This window comes from Stenotrophomonas sp. CC22-02 (assembly GCF_004365115.1).
Classification (GTDB): Bacteria; Pseudomonadota; Gammaproteobacteria; order Xanthomonadales; family Xanthomonadaceae; genus Stenotrophomonas; species Stenotrophomonas forensis.
The window spans coordinates 2,131,029-2,147,492 of the sequence record NZ_SOCO01000001.1; the positions used below are offsets into that span (position 1 = coordinate 2,131,029).

Sequence of the window (16,464 nt, forward strand, 5' to 3'; positions counted from 1 at the left end):
GTGATGCGATCACCATTGCTGTGGGTCAGCACCAGGTCGTAGGTGGTGCGGCTCAGGCGGATGTCGCTGGCAAGGATGCCTTCGCCAAACTGGATGGTTTCCACCCGACCCGTGCCGGTGTCGCTGGCGACGATTTTGTCGTTGCCCCAGCCCAGTTCGAAACGGTAGGTATCGCTGCCATTGCCGCCGCGCAGGATATCGTTGCCACTGCCGCCGATCAGCACATCATTGCCGGCGCCCCCGTCCAGATCGTCGTTGCCGGCATCTCCATACAGCGTGTCGTTGCCGCCTTCGCCGAGGATCTTGTCGTTGCCCTCCCCTCCACGCAGGGTGTCATCGGTGGCGTAGCCGGTAATGCTGTCGTTACCACTGGTCGGCTGCAGCAGCATCTGCTTGATCTGCTCCATGGTCCAGATGGTTCCGTCATCGAAGTGGACCTCATCGATACGAAAGGCGGTACCCGCCAGCGCATCGTAGTAAAGGCCCATGTCGACGGTGATGCGATCACCGTTGGCATGGGTCAGCAACAGGTCACTGTACGAACGGCTCACCCGGATATCGCCGGCCAGAATACCGGCGCCGAAGCGGATGATGTCAGTCCGCCCTCTGCTGGTGTCATCGTTGTAGAGCCGGTCACTGCCCCAGCCCAGGTCGAAATGATAGGTGTCGTTGCCGAAACCACCACGCAGCTTGTCGTTGCCAGCACCACCGATCAACAGGTCGTTTCCACCTTCACCTTCAAGGTTGTCGTCGCCCTGCTCCCCCAGCAGTACGTCGCTGCCATCACCGCCGACAAGCCGGTCATTGCCGACCCCGCCGGCGATCTCGTCGTCACCGCCGTTACCGTTCAACCTGTCATCGCCTTCCCCCCCCACAAGGAAGTCTGCGCCTGCCCCCCCGTTGATCGTATCCGCCGCGGTCCCGCCCCACAGCCAATCCTGACCGCTGCCGCCGTTGGCGCTTCCCTGGACCAGGCTGATGCCGGCCTGCGCCAGCAGTTGGTCCCCTCCGGCCAGCGCACGGGTCTGGCGCACCATCTCGGTCAGGACCGAAAGACCGGGCCAATCCGCCATTTCCATCTGTGCGCTGGCGTAACGCTTGATGTCCATCACGTCCTGCAGGGCGCCCAGCGTGTCGCCCTGCCATTTCGCCCATAGTGCCGCCGTCATGCCCGCCGTGTCCCAGCTCAGGCCCGGGCTGCCGAACACCGGCCGGAACGACGCCATCACGTCCTTCAGGCGCACGCCCAGGGCCAGGGCGCCATACACCGAATCCACCAGGGCGGCATGCGCCCGCAACAGCGGGGCGATCTGTTCGGGCCACAACTCAACATCGATCTCGGTCTGCATCGCGCCGCCGCCGAAGCCGCGGCCGCCGGTGCTGACACGGTCGCCACTGATACTGACCAGGGTCGAGCCATTGAAGCGCTCAAGCAGCGCGATGATCGGCCCCAGCGTGGCGTGCTGCGCGGTCTTCCAGGCACTGACAGCGCTCTCGCCCTGCGCTTGCACCGACTGCGGAACAACGCCGTGGTAACGCAGGGTGCGCCCACCGGCTTCGCCCTCGACGATCTCTTCGCCGGTCTTCATGCCCGACGATGCGGCCCACAGGGTGACGATGCCATCGATCCTGGCCAGCAATGCGTCGCGTGACATGCCAGGCACCACCGCCTGCAGTGCCTGCAACAGCGCCGGCGACAGGCTGGCCGCCTCGCGCAGATCGCGCACCGCGCCGGAGCCGCGCAGGTCCGGCAACGCCTTGACCGCGCCCAGCAGGGTCACCGGATGGGTCCCGCGGTCGAATTCGCGATAGAAGTTCTCCACCGCGAACTGCATGTCGACAATGGCACCGCTGCTGCCATCGGTGCGCACGTAAGTGCCGTGGTTGTCGATGATGTTGCCGTTGCCGAGATTCTGGTCATCGGCGCTGTGCGGGGTCAGGCCGATCGACGCGATGCCCAGCCCCTCCAGGGTGAACAGTTCAGTGGCCTGCGAGATGCCGTCCTGGTTGAGATCGCGCCACACCCTGACATCGGCAAACCGCGCGTCGCGTGCGTCGAAGATGCCGTCGCCGTTGCTGTCCAGGCTCGACAGTGCCGCAAATCCGGACCGTGGTTGGCTACCGTCCGGCAAGGGCGTGTCGATGCCGAACAGCTCGGTACCGTTGTCGATCCGGCCATTGCCATTGCGGTCCAGCACCAGCAGCCCATCGTCCGGGCCAATCCAGCCGGTGCCCTGGCGCACCCCATCGCCATCGTGATCGAACAAGACGCCGGCGCGTACCCCGACCGTCTCGATGCCGTCGCCATCGAGGTCCAGCGCCAACGGATCCCGCCGCGGCACAAGGTTGCGGGCCGCGGCGAAATCGCCGCCCACGCCGTCACCCAGACCCAGCGCACCGAACAGGTTGTCCCAGAAATTACCCAGATCACCGATGTTCGGTCCGATCACTGCGTCGTACAGCAGGCCCGCTCCCCACGACCCGAGCAGGCCGATGCCAAGGCCCAGCAGCATGGGCGCGCCAAAGAAGGCGGCCGCACTACCGGCAACGATGCCGGCAAGAATGCCGAGCGACGTCTTCAGAATCTCGTTGCTGTCACCCTCGGCCAGTGCCGACAGCAGCGAGACCACATCCAGCACGGCGCCGATCTTGCCGTAGCGCGCGTCGATCAGATCGGCAGCGCGGCCACTGCGCGCTGCACGGATTTCCAGTGCATCGGCCTTCGCCAGTCCGGCCAGCGCCTTGTTCAGGGTGGCCCGTGCACTCGCATCCAGATGCTGGGCCATGCCCGCACTGTTCTTCTGCACCACCGCCGATGCATCACGCAGGAACTGCGCATGCGCCGTCTGCCGCGAGACTCCGGCCAGCACGGCCTCGCTCTGTGCTTTCAGCGCCTTGGCCATGTCGTCCAGGAACGTGTGCTTGGCACCGTCGCCGCTGGCCGCGGCAAGCACCAGCGGAATCACGTCCTGTATGTCCGGCCCTTCCATACCCGGCGCCTTGGTGGTCTCCTTCATCAGCGACCACAGCATCGACAGGTTGAACTGATCCTGGCTGACCTTGACCCCGTTGTGCTCCAGCGAATAGGCACCGGTCGCCGGGTCTTTCCGCAGCACGGTGATCGACCCGTCGTGGTTGAAGATCGTCATATCACCGGTGTCCGGATCGATGACGTAGTTCTTGGGCAACTGCCAAGTCTGCGTGTTCATGTGCTCGCTTCCTTGTGAAGGTCGGTACTGCAGATGCCCTCTGCACGGTGTTGCAGGCACGCGCGCCGATGCATGCCTGCCCCCTGCGCTGCTGGCGGCGGTTTCGATCAGGCACAACGGGAACAGCGCCGGCACAGTTGCGCGCCAGCGCCTGTTACGGACTACGATGCGGAATCGCGAACCAGCGGCCCCTTCGGGGGCGCAAACCCGGACGCGGCCGGGATCCTTTCCCGCCGCCGGCAACAGACCTCGAACACTCCAGACATAACGTCCCTGCTATGCGCTGCACTCGAATGAACGGCGGTATAGCCCAAGCAACCCAGGCTGGCAAGAGGCAGCCGACGGACGGAGGTCCGCACAGGCCCCGCCCCGGTGCCGTTCACTCCGATTCGAACCCGGTCAGCCGCCTGCGTTGGCGGATGCGGGTCGCAACAGCTTCTCCACCATCGATACCACCAGGGCGATGGCCACCCCGCACACGAAGAAGGGGAGCCAGCCCTTCAGCGCCATCGCCCAGAAGTTGCCCTGGATCGACAGCCGGAGCAGGTCGCCGCCCCGGAACAGGCACAACAGCGTTACCGGCAACGCGGCGAACAATGGCACCGCGAACACCCCGGCACGACGCTGCGCCGGCCGGAACGCCCGTCTCTGCCAGGCGCTGGGGCGGCCATCAGCGTCGTAGCAGAGCGCGCGGTGCGACCAGAACGCGGAGACCGGCACCAACAGCGGCATCAGCGCGTAGTAGACGTCGGCCGCCAGACCCAACTGCGAGTTCTGCGAGTAGCGGGTAACGGCCGAAATCGCCTGTGCCCAGCTCAACCATTGCGGATGCGGCAGCCCCATCAGCTCCACCCGCCACGCCAGCGCCGCCAGCATGATCGCCACCAGCACGATGCCGATACCAGCCAGCAACGGAAACAACCGCGCCCGGCTCATCGCCCGGCGCTTCCGTACGACCACCCGTAGGCCGTACGCACCCGCCAACCCGTCTGCAGGATCCGCAACATGATGTCCCTACCATGCCAATGCACACTGGAATGCAGACCTTAGCGCCGCTCCCCCATGACCTGTCAAGACACCGCGCCGGCGGTCATGTCAGCGTGCCGCCTCGGCATTCCAGGCCGCCACCTTGGCCTTGGTTTCCGCCAGCATCCTGTCCAGCGCGGCCCGGTCATACACGTTGCCACGCAGGATTACGCTGTCGATCTTCCCGGTAGCGGCGATGTCCTGCAGCGGATTGGCGGTCAGCAGCACCAGGTCGGCGGCCTTGCCGGTGGCCACGCCACCGTAGCGATCCATCTGGCCGAACCAGGCCGGGCCGGAACGGGTCGCTGCCGACAACGCCTGCGGTGCGCTCAGGCCCTCCTTCACGAACAGCTGCAGTTCCTGGTGCAGCGCAATGCCCGGGAAGTTGTACGAGTTCAGGAAACCCGCATCGGTGCCGGCGATGATCGTCACGCCCGCCTCCTGCAGCAGCGGCAGCACTGCGGCCACCTGGTGATACTGCGCGTGGCGCGCTTCGATCTGCGCGGGCGTGGCCTTCGCGGCGCGGTCCACGCGCCACTGGTAGGTCGCGCGCAGGCCCGGGCCGATGTAGGCCAGGTACGGGTCGTTGGCGTGGTCATCCTGGTCGAGGAAGTCGAGGATGCGGCCACCGTTGAGGGTCGGGGTCACGAACACGCCACGCCTGGCGAAATCGCGGTAGGCGCGCATCGCGGTATCGCGGTCGAAGCTGGCGTCGAGCCGCCGGTTGGCTTCGGCACGGTCGATGCGGCCGGCGGCGAAGTCGGCGGCGATCTGCGCCTCGTCCTTGCTGCCGGCCTTGAACGCATAGTCCAGGTGCTCGATCGAAGCCAGCCCTGCGTCCACGGCCTGCTCCACGGTCAGCGCCATCGGGATATGGCCGGATGCCTTGAAACCCGCCTTGCGAGCGGCACTGGCCGAGTACAGGAACAGTTCCGGCTTCAGCGTGCTGTCGGTGATCTTCACGAAATCGACCTTGTCGTGCTGCAGGCGGACGATCGCCTGGTCGACGTCCGCCTCGCTGCCCACTTCGATCGTGCCCTTCCAGACCGGCTTGATGCCTTCGATCTTCGCGCCCGAACTGAGCAGGCGCGGCCCGAACAACGTGCCCTTGGCGATCTCGCCTCGCCACTGCAGCACCTGCCCGGGCAGGTCGCCGGAGCAGTCACGCACGGTGGTGATGCCGTGCGCGATGTACAGCGGCAGCAGCGCCTTGTTCTCTTCGATCAGCGCCGGGCCGCCACCGAAGTGCACGTGCATGTCCCACAGGCCCGGGATCAGGTACTTGCCCTTGGCATCGATCTGGCGGGTGGTCTTCCACTGGCTGCGCAGCTGCGCGTCCGGACCAACGGCAACGATGTCCTCGCCGCGGATCACCACGCTCTGCCCAGGCAGCGTGCTGGCATGTTCGACATCCACCACGGTGGCATTACGGATCAACAGGTCGGCACGCTCGGCGGCCGCGGCCGACAGCGGGGCCACTGCAACAAGGACGGCAAGAGACAGCGAATGGAAACGGAACATGGACAGCATCCTGGTGGGCACGCCCAGCGTGCGGGTGGAAGGGGTCGGGCCTCAGCGCACGGCGCCGTACTGGCGCAGCAGTGCTTCGATGTCGGTGTAGCCGCGTTGCCGCGCATGGGCCAGTGGTGTCACGCCATCGCCGTCAGCCCGTTCGGGATCGGCACCGGCATCGAGCAGAAGCTGCACGATCTGCACATGACGCGGTCCTCCATCGCCGAGCAGGATCGCTTCCAGCAATGCGGTCCAGTGCAGGCGGTTGACATGATCCACCGCAACGCCCGCGCGCAGCAGCGTGCGCACGGTGGCGACGTGGCCGCGCTCGGCGGCCGGAATCAGCGCGGTACCACCATAGCGGTTGGTGCTGCGCAGATCAGCGCCGTGCGCCAGCGTCATCGCCAGGATTTCATCCAGGCCACGCGCACCGGCGTACAGGTAGGCACTGTCCTGCAACGCATCCTTGGCATTGACGTCGGCACCGGCCTCGATCAACTCGCGCGCAGCATCCACGTTGTTGCCATGCGTGGCCAGCAGCAGCGCGGTGCGGCCCTGGCCGTCGCGAGCGTCCAGATCGGCGCCCTGCCCGATTGCCTCGCGCACGGCCCCGGCATCGCCGCGGCTGGCGGCATCACGCAGGAGGGCATCGGCGTCCGCCCGGGAGGTGGCGGTGCAGGCGGGCGTGACCATGGCCAGCAGACACACCAGCAGCGCGCGCACGAACGGTGCAGGCCAGGCACGGCAACGATGGAAGCGCATGTCGGTGTCTCCTCCTGTCCATCACCGCAGCACGGCGCGCGGCGCTCGCAATGGCCGGGCATTGCCGGTGGTTGCTTGGCATGGTAGAAGTCGCCACGTGCATCCAGAAGTGAAATGTTCAAATGCCAGACAGTGCCAAATCGAATAGAACCCTGTTCGAACTGGACCTGCTGCGGGCGCTGGTGATGGTGGCCGACTGTGGCAGTTTCACCACCGCCGCCACGCGACTGCATTCGACCCAGTCCACGGTCAGCCAGAAGGTGCGCCGCCTGGAGGAACTGGCCGGGCACCGCCTGCTCGAACGTGGCCACCGCGACGTGCATCCCACCGATGCCGGCCACACCCTGCTCGGCTATGCGCGGCGCATGCTCGACCTGAACGAGGAAATGGCGCAGGCACTGGCCGGTGCCACGGTGGAGACCGCCGTGCGCATCGGCGTGCCCGAGGACTTCGTCAACGCGCAGACCACACGGATGCTGGCGGCCTTCAGCCGCCGCCATCCGCAGGTGAAGCTGGAGATCAGCAGCGGACTGAGCCGCGACCTGGCGCACGGATTCGACCATGGCGAGCTGGACCTGGTGCTGGTCAAACAGCGTCGCAACACGCGTCAGGCCGTGCACTGCCGGCGTGAGCCGATGCACTGGATCGACAGCCTGCGCAGCAGCTGCCTGCAGCTGGATCCGCTGCCGCTGGTCACCTTCCCGCCGCGCGGGCTGTACCGCGACGAGATGATCCACGCGGTCGAGGCCTTGGGCCTGCGCTGGCGCATCGCCTTCACCAGCTCGTCGCTCAGCGGCATCCAGGGCGCGGTGGCCGATGGCATCGGCATCAGCCTGCTGCCCCGCCGCGCGGTCCTGCGTGAGCACCGCATCATCGATGGTGAGCGCGACCTGCCGGTGATCGACAACTACGAGATCGGCCTGCTGCATCGCGCCGATGCCGATGATGCGGTGCGTGCTCTGGCTGGCGAGTTGTGGCGGCAGGTGCAGCGCGAACCGGATTGAGCACCGTGGATCCACGCCATGTGTGCATGGAAACGACCGCGTGCTATCCGAAAGGACGATGAAGCGCCAGCGGGTACATGCTTGTCGTAAAAGACCCACTGATGGCGTACCCAGCGCTCGGGCGATAGGGTAGCGAACGCCCGTCTCCGAAACATCCCGCCTATGACCAACACGTGCCAGGTTACTTTGACCTCTGCTCCGCAAGACGAAGCCGACATCCGGTTCGACCCACTACCACCTGCACTCATCGCACACATGTACAAACAGCGCGCAAAGGTTGCTACCCAGGTCGCATCTGCGTTCCCGACAGTGCCTGTTCAATGGCCACTGCTGCCAAGCACGCTGCAACGCGTGGTAGAAGCCGAACTGATCGATCCCAATGATTGTGACGGTTGGGAAGCATTGGGGGTCGCATTCGGTGACTGCCTGATACAGCGTGTACCGGAACTTGCCTGGGTGCAGGTAACCGATGCTTGGGGCGTCGATGCGGTTCTCCGCTACGGAGACGACGATATCATGGTCAGCGCCGGCACTCTGTTGATCAAACGCGTCGAAATAGGCGAGACCATCGAGATCAATCATCTGCTTGAAACTCTCGAGGAGTTCGTCATCCAGCAAGCGCACAAGTTCAGCTGAGTCGATGGGAGGGCGATGGAGCCGCGCAGATTGACGTATCCGGACCTTGATGCTGCACCTGCGGGAGCAATCAGAGTTCGCGCATTAAACATCGATATCTGAACAATCCGGCCCCACCGGGCGCTCCATGGCCCCCTACAGTGCCCACTGTTTCCGTGCTCCACGGCGCGTTGCCATGTCCGACGAGATCCCCACCCGCTTCGACCCCCTGCCTGCTGCCCTGCAGACCCATCTGCAGCACCAGCGGTCGTTGATCGCCGCGCGCGTGGCGGCCGGTTTCCCCAGCCTGCCGGTGCAATGGCCACTGCCAGCCAGCACGCTGCAGCGTGTGGTCGACGCCGAACTGATCGACCGTGACGACGGCGACGGCTGGGAAGCACTCGGCGTGGCGTTCGGCGACACCCTGGCCCAGCGCGTGCCAGGCCTGGCGTGGATGCAGGTCACCGACGCCTGGGGCATCGACGCGGTGCTGCGCTATGCCGACAGCAGCCTGCAGATCGGTGCCAGTACGCTGCTGCTCAAGCGCGTCGAGCAGGGCGAGGTGATCGACATTGCCCACCTGCTGGCGTGGCTGGAGGAGTTCGTCGCGACCCGGGCCCACGACTACGTGTGAGCCGCGCACCGGATTCGATCACATCATCCACGCATGGCGTGGACCTACAGCCAGCGGCCGTCCACCACCACGCGGCGTTGCACTGGCACTGCAGCCACCGCCGCCGGGCCATGGTCGGCACGCACCGCGACGAAGGTGGCCGGGAGGCCCTCCGCAAGGCCGTACTGTGGCAGCCCGATCACCTGAGCGGCATGGGTGGTGACCATGTCCAGCGCCAGCATCAGGTCGGCATCGGTGTAGAAGCCGGAGCGGTAGCCCAGCAGCATCGCCCGCTGCAGCAGGTCGCCATTGCCGTACGGCCACCAGCAGTCGCGGATGTTGTCATTGCCGGCGAACACGCGCACGCCGGCATCATGCAGCGCGTGCAGCGGCGGGAACGGATGGTCGCCCGGTGCATTGCTCATGATCGCTACGCCGGCCGTGGCCAACGCCTCGCCGACCTGCAGCGCGCGCGCCAGCGGCACCTCACCCAGCGAATAGGCATGGCTGACCGCCACCCGGCCCTGCAATCCGGCCGCCCGGGTCCGCGCCGCGATGCGCAACAGCTGGGCCAGCCCGGTCTCACCGGGTTCATGCAGATGGATGTCCAGCCGCACGCCGTAGCGCTCGGCCAGGCCGAACAACAGCGCCAGCTGGCCTTCGGCATCGCCATCGAGGGTGGTCGGATCGATGCCGCCCAGCACCTCCACGCCCGCGGCAATGGCCTGCTCCAGCACTGCGACGGTACCTGGGCAGGACATCACCCCGGCCTGCGGGAACGCCACCAGCTGGATGCGCATGATGTCGGCGCAGCGCAGCGCCGCCTCGCGCACCGCGTCCAGGTGGCGCAGCCCGGTACTGGCATCGATGTCGACGTGGCAGCGCATCGCCACCGTGCCGAAGCCGCTGCACTGGCGGATCAGCGCCTCGGCCCGGTCGACCATCGGTGCCGCGCCCGCCACGGCCGCCTTCTCCACCGCCAACCGCTCACGCAGGCTGTTCACCGGTTGGTGCGGATGCCAGCGGTCACCCACGAAGCTCTTGTCCAGGTGGATATGGCCGTCGACCAGGCCCGGCAGAATGGCAAAGCCGCTCAGATCAACGCTTTCCGCACCTTCACGCGGCGCGCCCTCTGCGTTCAGGCCACTGATACGCCCGTTGTGGATGTGGAAATGCAACGGCGCACCCTCGCAGTCCACGCCTCCATGGACGAACTGAAGCGTCATCGGAAACTCCCGCAAAGCCAGGTCATGACGCCATCCTGCGCCCCCGGCGCCCCCATCGGCCAACGAAATATCTGGATGCCACGCATTCATCAGAACGATGAATGCCGCAACGACGGCCGGCCGCTGCCACGCCGTGCACACGCCTGAACGGGTACCATAGAGACCTGTTTCCGCTGTGATGCCGCATGGGCCCGTCCGACCGCCACGATCGTCTCCGCCGCTGGCAGGCCGCGTCCCTGCTTGCCGCCGCCCCGATCGCCAGCCTGTCCGCCACTGATGCCGCCGCCGCCGCGCCGCTGCAGGCACCGCCTGGACAGCAGCGCATCGCGCCGGCTGCGCTGGTCGAACGGCTGCACCAGCGCGTGCTGTCCGGGCAGAGCGCCACCGCCACCCTGGAACACTGGTGCGCCGAGCATGGCCTGGCCGAGCAGGCACGGGTGCGTGCGGTGCGCGTGCGCGGCCAGGACAAGCCGGCACCGGCCGATGTGCTGCAGGCGCTGGGCGCGGCGCAATCCGGTACCGCCCTGCGCTACCGCCGCGTGCAGCTGGTCTGTGGCAGCCGCGTGCTGTCCGAGGCCGACAACTGGTACCTGCCCGGCCACCTCAGCCCGGCCATGAACGACGTGCTGGACAGCACCGATGAGCCGTTCGGCCGCGTGGTCGGCCCGCTCGGCTTCCAGCGCCAGACCCTGGCCGACCAGACCTTCTGGCCGCCGCGCGGCGAAGGCGATCACGGCGTGATCCTGGAAGTGCGCGCCCTGCTGCGCGACCGCCAGCAGCAGCCTTTGAGCTACGTCATCGAGTCGTACCTGCAGCAGGCGCTGCCCTGAACCGACGGCGGGCGCAGCGGCACCGCACAATGAGTGAAAAGCACAAGGCCCGGCAATGCCGGGCCTTTCGCTTGCAGCGGGATCAGCGGAACCGGTAGTCCAGCTGCAACCAGTACTGGCGGCCATACGGGTCGTAGTTGCCGACCGGATAGAACGGCCAGCCGCCTCCGTTCCTGTCCGCCGGCGGGCGGCTGTCGCGCAGGTTGTTGACGATCACGCCCACCGACAGGTTCTCGCCGAACTGGCGGAACACGCTGGCGTTGTAGGTCATGTACGGCCCCATGCGGCCACTGCCATCGCTCTTGGGCAGCGAGCCGAAACGGTTGCCATACAGCGTGGTGGTCCAGTCACCCTGGTTCCAGGTGATGCTGCCGTTGGCCTTGCTGCGCCACTGGTAGTCATCCAGCGAATTGCGGATGTCGCGCTCCGGATCATCGGAGAACTGCTTGTACGTGTGTTCCAGTACCACGGTGTAGGCCAGGCGCGTGGTGAAGCGGCCATAGCGGCCGGCATCGAAGCGCCAGTTGCCCTTCAGGTCCAGGCCGCGCACCGATTCGGACGCCGCGTTGATCGGGTTGATCAGCACGCGGGTCACCTGGTCCGGTTGCACGGTGGCAGTCGACGGGTTACGGATCACCCGCGACAGCGCGTCCTGGCACAACGGTGAGCCGATGTCGCGCGCCTCGCCGCCCAGCGTGCGACCCAGGCGGCAATCGGCTTCATCGCGCAGGATGCGGCTGGTGTCGAGGCTGGTCACCTCGTTGTCGATGCGGATGTCGTAGTAGTCAGCGCTGAAATCCAGCCCGGCCAGCGGCGACCAGACCACGCCGAAGCCGTAGGACTTGGCGGTTTCCGGCTGCAGCTGCGGGTTCGCACGGTTGCTGTAGTCGATCGACAGGCCGTTGTAGTCGCAGTTGTCGTAGGACTGGCCTGCGGTGCGGCAACGCCAGTAGTCGGTCATGCCCGGGTTGTAGCCGCGGGTCTCGGTGGCGAACACGTAGTTCATGTCCGGCGCGCGGAAGCTGGTCGCAGCGGTACCACGGATCAGCAGGCTCTCGATCGGGCGGAACTCCACGCCGAAACTCCAGGTGGCCTTGCCGAGGTGCTCGCCCCCGGCACGGTACTGGTCGTAGCGACCGGCCAGGGTGGTAGTCAGCGACTTCAGCAACGGCAGTTGCAGTTCCACGCCCGCCGCATAGCGGTCGCGCTCGCCACCGGCACCGATGCCGGCGCTGGTATTCCAGAACTCTCCGCTCCCCAGCCGCGGATCGGGGCGGTTGCGGTAACCCTGGCTGCCGGCCTCGACCACCGCCGCCAGCGCTGCATCACCGCCGGGCAGCGCGAACAGGCGGCCGTTGATGCTGGCGCTGAAGGTCTGCAGCCACGCCGCATTGCGGCTTTCCTGGTAATCGGACAGCCCCTCGTACTCGTTCGGCGTCAGCGGCTTGAACAGGCGTGCCGGGTCCGGTGCATAGACCTCCACGCCATCGCGTACGCCCAGCTTCGGGCCGAGCAGGTATTCGTTGATGCCGGCCAGCAGCACCGGGCGACGGGTACGGTTCTCGTAGCGGGAACGGCTGTAGACCGCCTCGTAGTCCCAGTCGCTGTCGCCGATCCGACCGCGCGCGCCGACGTTGAACGACCACGAGCTTTCCAGGAAGCGGTTGGCGTTGCGCGGCAGGCCACCGATTTCTTCCGGTGCGAAGCGGCGGTACCAGCTCTCCAGGTTGCCGGTGGTCTGGTTGTAGAAGTAGTTGCGGGCCGACGTCCAGGTGGGCGCGCGGGTGTTGTTGGTGATGCGTGCGCTGCCCACGGCCAGATCGGCGAACAGGTCGGTCGTCTCGTTGACGTGGAAGGTCAGCAGGCCATACCCATTGAGGTTGCGCTTCTCGGTCTGCACGGTCCAGTAGCTGGCGGCGGCCTCGTTGCTGCCGCAGTACCAGCCCTGGCGCGGGTTGAAGGCACGGAACACACTGCCGCCGTAGATGCCCGACGCGGGGTCGCAGCCATTCGTACCCGGGTCGATGTTGCGGCCGGTGGCGGCGTTGCGCCGGTAAGCGATGGCGGTGGCCTGCGGCGCCTTGCCGGTCGGGTCATCGTCCAGCGAATCCATGAAGTCGCGCTGGCGCGCGTGGATCGCCTTGCGCACATCGAACTCGAAGCCGAACAGGCCATCCCAGCGCTCGCCGGAACCACCACCGACCACCTGCACGCGCTGGTTGTCACCCCCACCCTGCTGGGTGCCGCCAGCACGCACGTTCACGTCCACGCCCTCGAAGCGGTCCTTGAGGATGATGTTGACCACGCCGGCGATGGCATCGGAGCCGTACACCGCCGATGCACCGGCAGCCAGCACCTCGATGCGTTCGATCAGCGCGCTCGGAATGTTCGCCAGGTTGACCACGTTCACCGAGCCTTCGTAGGCCAGCGGATAGTCGGACTGGCGTCGGCCGTTGACCAGTACCAGCGTCCGGTTCGGGCCCAGCCCTCGTAGATTGATGGTATTGGCGGCCGGGGTGAACGTATTGCCGAAGTCCTCGCCCTGCACGTTGCCGGTGTTCTCGGTCAGCGCACTCAATGCATCGAAGGCATTGCGGTAACCCTGCGCATCGATCTGCTCACGGCTGATCACCGTCACCGGCGACGGCCCCTCGACGCTGGCGCGGGGGATGCGCGAGCCGGTGACCTTCACTTCCTGTAGCTGGGTGGGTGCGCTTTCCTGCGCGAAGGCCGGCAACGAGACCAGCATCAGGGACGACAGCGCGAGCACCAGCGGACGCGGGCGCAGCGCCTTGTGAGAGGCGGACATGGGCTTCCTGGAGGAGTGGGTGGTGGCACGGGCGGCGGCCATCGGCGCATAACGTTCCCGTAACGAAAGTGTCCTGAATGGGGAGTTTCAACGGAAATGACCAGCCCTGATGGACTTATGCCTGAACCGAATCAGACCTGCCGCGGCAGCGATCACGCTTTTGCAACGATTTGAATGGTCTGGCGCTGCGGGCCTCGCCATCGTTGCGGGGATGATCAGCCCATATCCGACCCCCGCCCTCCCCCCGCTACGCCCGGTGCTGCGCCGCCATCTGCTGCAGCTGCAGGTGGCGCCGGTCACCCTGCGTCCGTTCCAGCGCACCGACCTGCCGCGCTGGCGCCTGTTCGACGACCGCCAGCAGCGCGGCCGCCGTCACCCGGCCGGCATCGACGAGGAGGCACGCTTCCTCGCCCACATGCATCGCTCACGCCTGGAACAGGACAACGACCAGCTGCTGCTGGGCGTATTCGACGACGATCACGGCACGGTGCTGGACCAGCTGCATATCCGCCTGCAATCGCTGGAGGCGCGCTGCGCCGAGCTGCTGTCGCTGCAGCACTGGCATCCGCACGCCGACGCCATGCTGCAGGCACTGTGCCCGTTCCTGTTCGATGGCGTCGGCCTGCATCGCCTGTTCGTGATGCTGCCAACAGACGGTGACACGCCGTTCGCCAATGCGCTGCACGCCTTCGGTTTCAGCCAGGAAGGCCTGCTGCGCGACCATCATCTGGACATCGACGGCTGGCACGATCGTCAGCTGTGGGCACTGACCGCGCCCCTGTGGCGCAGCCGCCTGCAGGTGGCGGGCTAGCGCACCCGCTCCAGCACTTCGCCGACGCCGGTCAGCACCGAGCAGGCATGGTCCTGCAACTCTTCCCCACTGGCCTCGTTGCCGGATTCCGCGTCCACGCGGGTGGCCAGCAGGATGAAACCCGGGCCACCCTGTACCTGGTCACGCCCCGCCACCACCAGACTCCACTGGCCCACGTCATCCACGCCTGCCAGACCATAGGCCAGCAGGTTGAGCGGATTGGCGGTCAGCTCCGCACCCGGCAGCAGGCGTGCCTGATAGCGATGGCCACGTAGCAGCACCGGCAGTGGCGCCCACTCGGTGCCCACCACCGCCGCGTGTGCATCGAGGGCCTGCAGGACGTCTGCACGCAGGCAGTCGACGTGGATATGCAGCTGATGCTGCGAGCGCCCATGCGGTGAATTCAGCGCCAGGCTGGCCACGCTGCGCGGCAGCGCCTGGCCCAGGGCCCGTTCGGTATGGCGACGGGCCTGCCAGGCAGCGGCGAAGTAGTTCGGTGCGCCGCGCTGGTACAGGCTGCGGTTCTCGATCCCACTCACCTTGTCCAGCGGCATCAGCAGGAACTGGTAGTCGCCGTGCGCATCCTTGACCAGCACATCGCGCCGATCCACCGCCGCCTCCACCTGCAGGCAGTCCCCACGCGGGCCTTCGGCCCCGCGGCAGTCACGCTCGATCAACCGCCACAACGCATCGGAGTGGGCCGGCGGTGGAGGCGCACTGGCGCAGGCGGACAACAGCAGCAGGGACGGCAACAGGCAGGGGCGCAGGGACACAGCAGTGGCTCACGGAACAGGCGCGGCAGACGGCGCCGCGCTGCATTCTAGCCAGTACGACGTTGCAATCAGTAAGTGCCGAACGGCACTTCAACCACGATCGGCGCCGCGCCCCCGCCTGGCTGCAACGTGTAGCGGTCCAGCGCGCCATCGTCATCGGCGTGCGGCTGGCGCTGGAACTGCAGGGGATATCGGGTGTCGCCCAGGCGGACGGCATTGCCATCGGCCTCCAGCGCGGTGCCTTCTGGCATCAGCAGGCCACCCAGGTCGCTGTAGGCGCCCGGCACGTCGGCGAAACCATAGTCGGCCAGCTCGTCCACCCGCTGCATCGCATAGACGTGGGGTACATAGGGACGCGCGGCACTGCGGCCATTGCTCAGGTCGTTCACCCAGACCTGCGGGAGATGGTACTGATCGCGCAGCGCAGCCACGCCCAGCGACGGACTGGCGACCTGCAGGCAGCATACCGGCCGCTTGCCTTCACGGTCGAGAACGGCGAACCGGTCCCCGCGGGTGGCCGCCTGCGGCAACATCGCAAAGGCCAGGTTGCGCTGCGCCGGGGTGTAACCGGCCTCGGTCTGCAGGTTGCGCCAGGCGCCGAACACAGGCGGTTCGGATACCGTGGATTCCGGTTCGGCGGCAGATGCGGCAAACGCCACACCCAACACGGACAGCGTCAGCGCCGTCATCGTGATGCCCTTCTCGCGGAAACTGCCTGCCGTCATACCGTGTCCAGTACCTTCACCGGAATGGCCCGGCCTGCCCGCTGACGTACTGCCAGCCATCCCTCCCACTATGCAATGGCCACGCTGTGCCGGCAATGACTGGAATGCTGACGCCTTTCGCACGCCGGGTGCTATCGTTCCGGCCATCTTCCCCTGCGCAGGAGCGCTTGCATGCCCGCCTTCCGTCTGTCGCTGTTGCTGCCCGCCTCCGCCCTCCTGCTGTCCGCCTGTGTCAGTACGCCTGGGCCCCAGGTGAAGGGCAGCGGCCAATGCGATGCCAGCCAGCTGGGCTGGGCGATCGGCCAGCCGGCCAATGAAGCCAACATCCGCCGCTTGTCCAGCGAGAGCGGTGCTGGCCTGGTCAACCCGATCGGCCCCAGCACGATCACCACCAAGGACATCCGCCAGGACCGCCTGCGCGTGTTCGTGGACAAGGACAACGTCATCACGGCCACCCGCTGCGAGTAAGCGCTGCCAAGGGCTTCTGTAGGGTCGAGCCATGCTCGACTGCTCTCCGATCAGGCTGCACGGAAAGCCAGCCGAGCGCAG

14 protein-coding genes are annotated in these 16,464 nt (G+C 66.7%); 6 read left to right on the forward strand and 8 right to left on the reverse strand.

All coding sequences use genetic code 11. The annotated features are described in order from the left end of the window. The 4 genes from N440_RS20355 to N440_RS09820 all read right to left on the reverse strand — a co-directional run. Positions 1–3,209: calcium-binding protein (locus N440_RS20355; protein ID WP_166671553.1), on the reverse strand; the 3,209-nt coding region annotated here is incomplete at its 3' end. 399 nt (positions 3,210–3,608) lie between these two features. After that, positions 3,609–4,145, reverse strand: a complete 537-nt coding sequence (locus N440_RS09810) for a hypothetical protein (RefSeq protein ID WP_133934937.1) — start codon at positions 4,143–4,145, stop codon at positions 3,609–3,611. A 159-nt stretch (positions 4,146–4,304) separates the two neighbouring features. Next, the gene (locus tag N440_RS09815; protein WP_133934938.1) at positions 4,305–5,756 is read right to left on the reverse strand and encodes an amidohydrolase family protein; all 1,452 of its coding nucleotides are present in this window, start codon (positions 5,754–5,756) and stop codon (positions 4,305–4,307) included. Between the two features lie 51 nt (positions 5,757–5,807). Continuing rightward, complete coding sequence (locus tag N440_RS09820) at positions 5,808–6,509, reverse strand: ankyrin repeat domain-containing protein (RefSeq protein WP_133934939.1); 702 nt, start codon at positions 6,507–6,509, stop codon at positions 5,808–5,810. A gap of 122 nt (positions 6,510–6,631) precedes the next feature. Here N440_RS09820 and N440_RS09825 point away from each other — a divergent pair, with 122 nt between their 5' ends. The 3 genes from N440_RS09825 (at position 6,632) to N440_RS09835 (ending at position 8,762) form a co-directional block, all read left to right on the forward strand. Next, a complete protein-coding gene (locus N440_RS09825) occupies positions 6,632–7,513 on the forward strand; it encodes a LysR substrate-binding domain-containing protein (protein ID WP_133934940.1) in 882 nt (293 codons plus the stop codon). Positions 7,514–7,675: 162 nt separating this feature from the next. Continuing rightward, positions 7,676–8,149 carry a DUF3806 domain-containing protein gene (locus tag N440_RS09830; protein ID WP_133934941.1) on the forward strand — a complete coding sequence of 158 codons (474 nt, stop codon included), beginning with the start codon at positions 7,676–7,678 and terminating at the stop codon, positions 8,147–8,149. Between the two features lie 175 nt (positions 8,150–8,324). Continuing rightward, the gene (locus tag N440_RS09835) at positions 8,325–8,762 is read left to right on the forward strand and encodes a DUF3806 domain-containing protein (RefSeq protein WP_133934942.1); all 438 of its coding nucleotides are present in this window, start codon (positions 8,325–8,327) and stop codon (positions 8,760–8,762) included. A gap of 44 nt (positions 8,763–8,806) precedes the next feature. Here N440_RS09835 and N440_RS09840 read toward each other — a convergent pair whose 3' ends face one another. Beyond that, positions 8,807–9,967 carry an amidohydrolase family protein gene (locus N440_RS09840; RefSeq protein WP_133934943.1) on the reverse strand — a complete coding sequence of 387 codons (1,161 nt, stop codon included), beginning with the start codon at positions 9,965–9,967 and terminating at the stop codon, positions 8,807–8,809. A 185-nt stretch (positions 9,968–10,152) separates the two neighbouring features. Here N440_RS09840 and N440_RS09845 point away from each other — a divergent pair, with 185 nt between their 5' ends. Next, on the forward strand, positions 10,153–10,797 hold the full coding sequence (locus N440_RS09845; protein ID WP_133934944.1) for a hypothetical protein: 645 nt from the start codon (positions 10,153–10,155) through the stop codon (positions 10,795–10,797). An 82-nt stretch (positions 10,798–10,879) separates the two neighbouring features. Here N440_RS09845 and N440_RS09850 read toward each other — a convergent pair whose 3' ends face one another. After that, the gene (locus tag N440_RS09850) at positions 10,880–13,606 is read right to left on the reverse strand and encodes a TonB-dependent receptor (RefSeq protein ID WP_133934945.1); all 2,727 of its coding nucleotides are present in this window, start codon (positions 13,604–13,606) and stop codon (positions 10,880–10,882) included. A 211-nt stretch (positions 13,607–13,817) separates the two neighbouring features. Here N440_RS09850 and N440_RS09855 point away from each other — a divergent pair, with 211 nt between their 5' ends. Further along, positions 13,818–14,417, forward strand: a complete 600-nt coding sequence (locus N440_RS09855; RefSeq protein WP_166671554.1) for a GNAT family protein — start codon at positions 13,818–13,820, stop codon at positions 14,415–14,417. Here N440_RS09855 and N440_RS09860 read toward each other — a convergent pair. Together N440_RS09860 and N440_RS09865 are read right to left on the reverse strand one after the other, a co-directional pair. Then, positions 14,414–15,190: a CDP-diacylglycerol diphosphatase gene (locus N440_RS09860; RefSeq protein WP_133934947.1), complete on the reverse strand. Its 777-nt coding sequence runs from the start codon at positions 15,188–15,190 to the stop codon at positions 14,414–14,416. The genes N440_RS09855 and N440_RS09860 overlap by 4 nt on opposite strands. 68 nt (positions 15,191–15,258) lie before the next feature. Beyond that, entirely contained in the window at positions 15,259–15,915 is a 657-nt protein-coding gene (locus tag N440_RS09865) for a decarboxylase (protein ID WP_133934948.1), read from the reverse strand. A 171-nt stretch (positions 15,916–16,086) separates the two neighbouring features. Here N440_RS09865 and N440_RS09870 point away from each other — a divergent pair, with 171 nt between their 5' ends. Then, on the forward strand, positions 16,087–16,383 hold the full coding sequence (locus N440_RS09870; RefSeq protein ID WP_049458397.1) for an I78 family peptidase inhibitor: 297 nt from the start codon (positions 16,087–16,089) through the stop codon (positions 16,381–16,383). Positions 16,384–16,464 lie beyond the last annotated feature (81 nt).

Coding starts and splice junctions, on each gene's coding strand:
- N440_RS09820 (WP_133934939.1), bottom strand. CDS start 6,509: ATGCGCTTCCATCGTTGCCGTGCCTGGCCTGCACCGTTCGTGCGCGCG.
- N440_RS09810 (WP_133934937.1), bottom strand. CDS start 4,145: ATGAGCCGGGCGCGGTTGTTTCCGTTGCTGGCTGGTATCGGCATCGTG.
- N440_RS09840 (WP_133934943.1), bottom strand. CDS start 9,967: ATGACGCTTCAGTTCGTCCATGGAGGCGTGGACTGCGAGGGTGCGCCG.
- N440_RS09825 (WP_133934940.1), top strand. CDS start 6,632: ATGCCAGACAGTGCCAAATCGAATAGAACCCTGTTCGAACTGGACCTG.
- N440_RS09835 (WP_133934942.1), top strand. CDS start 8,325: ATGTCCGACGAGATCCCCACCCGCTTCGACCCCCTGCCTGCTGCCCTG.
- N440_RS09815 (WP_133934938.1), bottom strand. CDS start 5,756: ATGTTCCGTTTCCATTCGCTGTCTCTTGCCGTCCTTGTTGCAGTGGCC.
- N440_RS09845 (WP_133934944.1), top strand. CDS start 10,153: ATGGGCCCGTCCGACCGCCACGATCGTCTCCGCCGCTGGCAGGCCGCG.
- N440_RS09830 (WP_133934941.1), top strand. CDS start 7,676: ATGACCAACACGTGCCAGGTTACTTTGACCTCTGCTCCGCAAGACGAA.
- N440_RS09870 (WP_049458397.1), top strand. CDS start 16,087: ATGCCCGCCTTCCGTCTGTCGCTGTTGCTGCCCGCCTCCGCCCTCCTG.
- N440_RS09855 (WP_166671554.1), top strand. CDS start 13,818: ATGATCAGCCCATATCCGACCCCCGCCCTCCCCCCGCTACGCCCGGTG.
- N440_RS09850 (WP_133934945.1), bottom strand. CDS start 13,606: ATGTCCGCCTCTCACAAGGCGCTGCGCCCGCGTCCGCTGGTGCTCGCG.
- N440_RS09865 (WP_133934948.1), bottom strand. CDS start 15,915: ATGACGGCAGGCAGTTTCCGCGAGAAGGGCATCACGATGACGGCGCTG.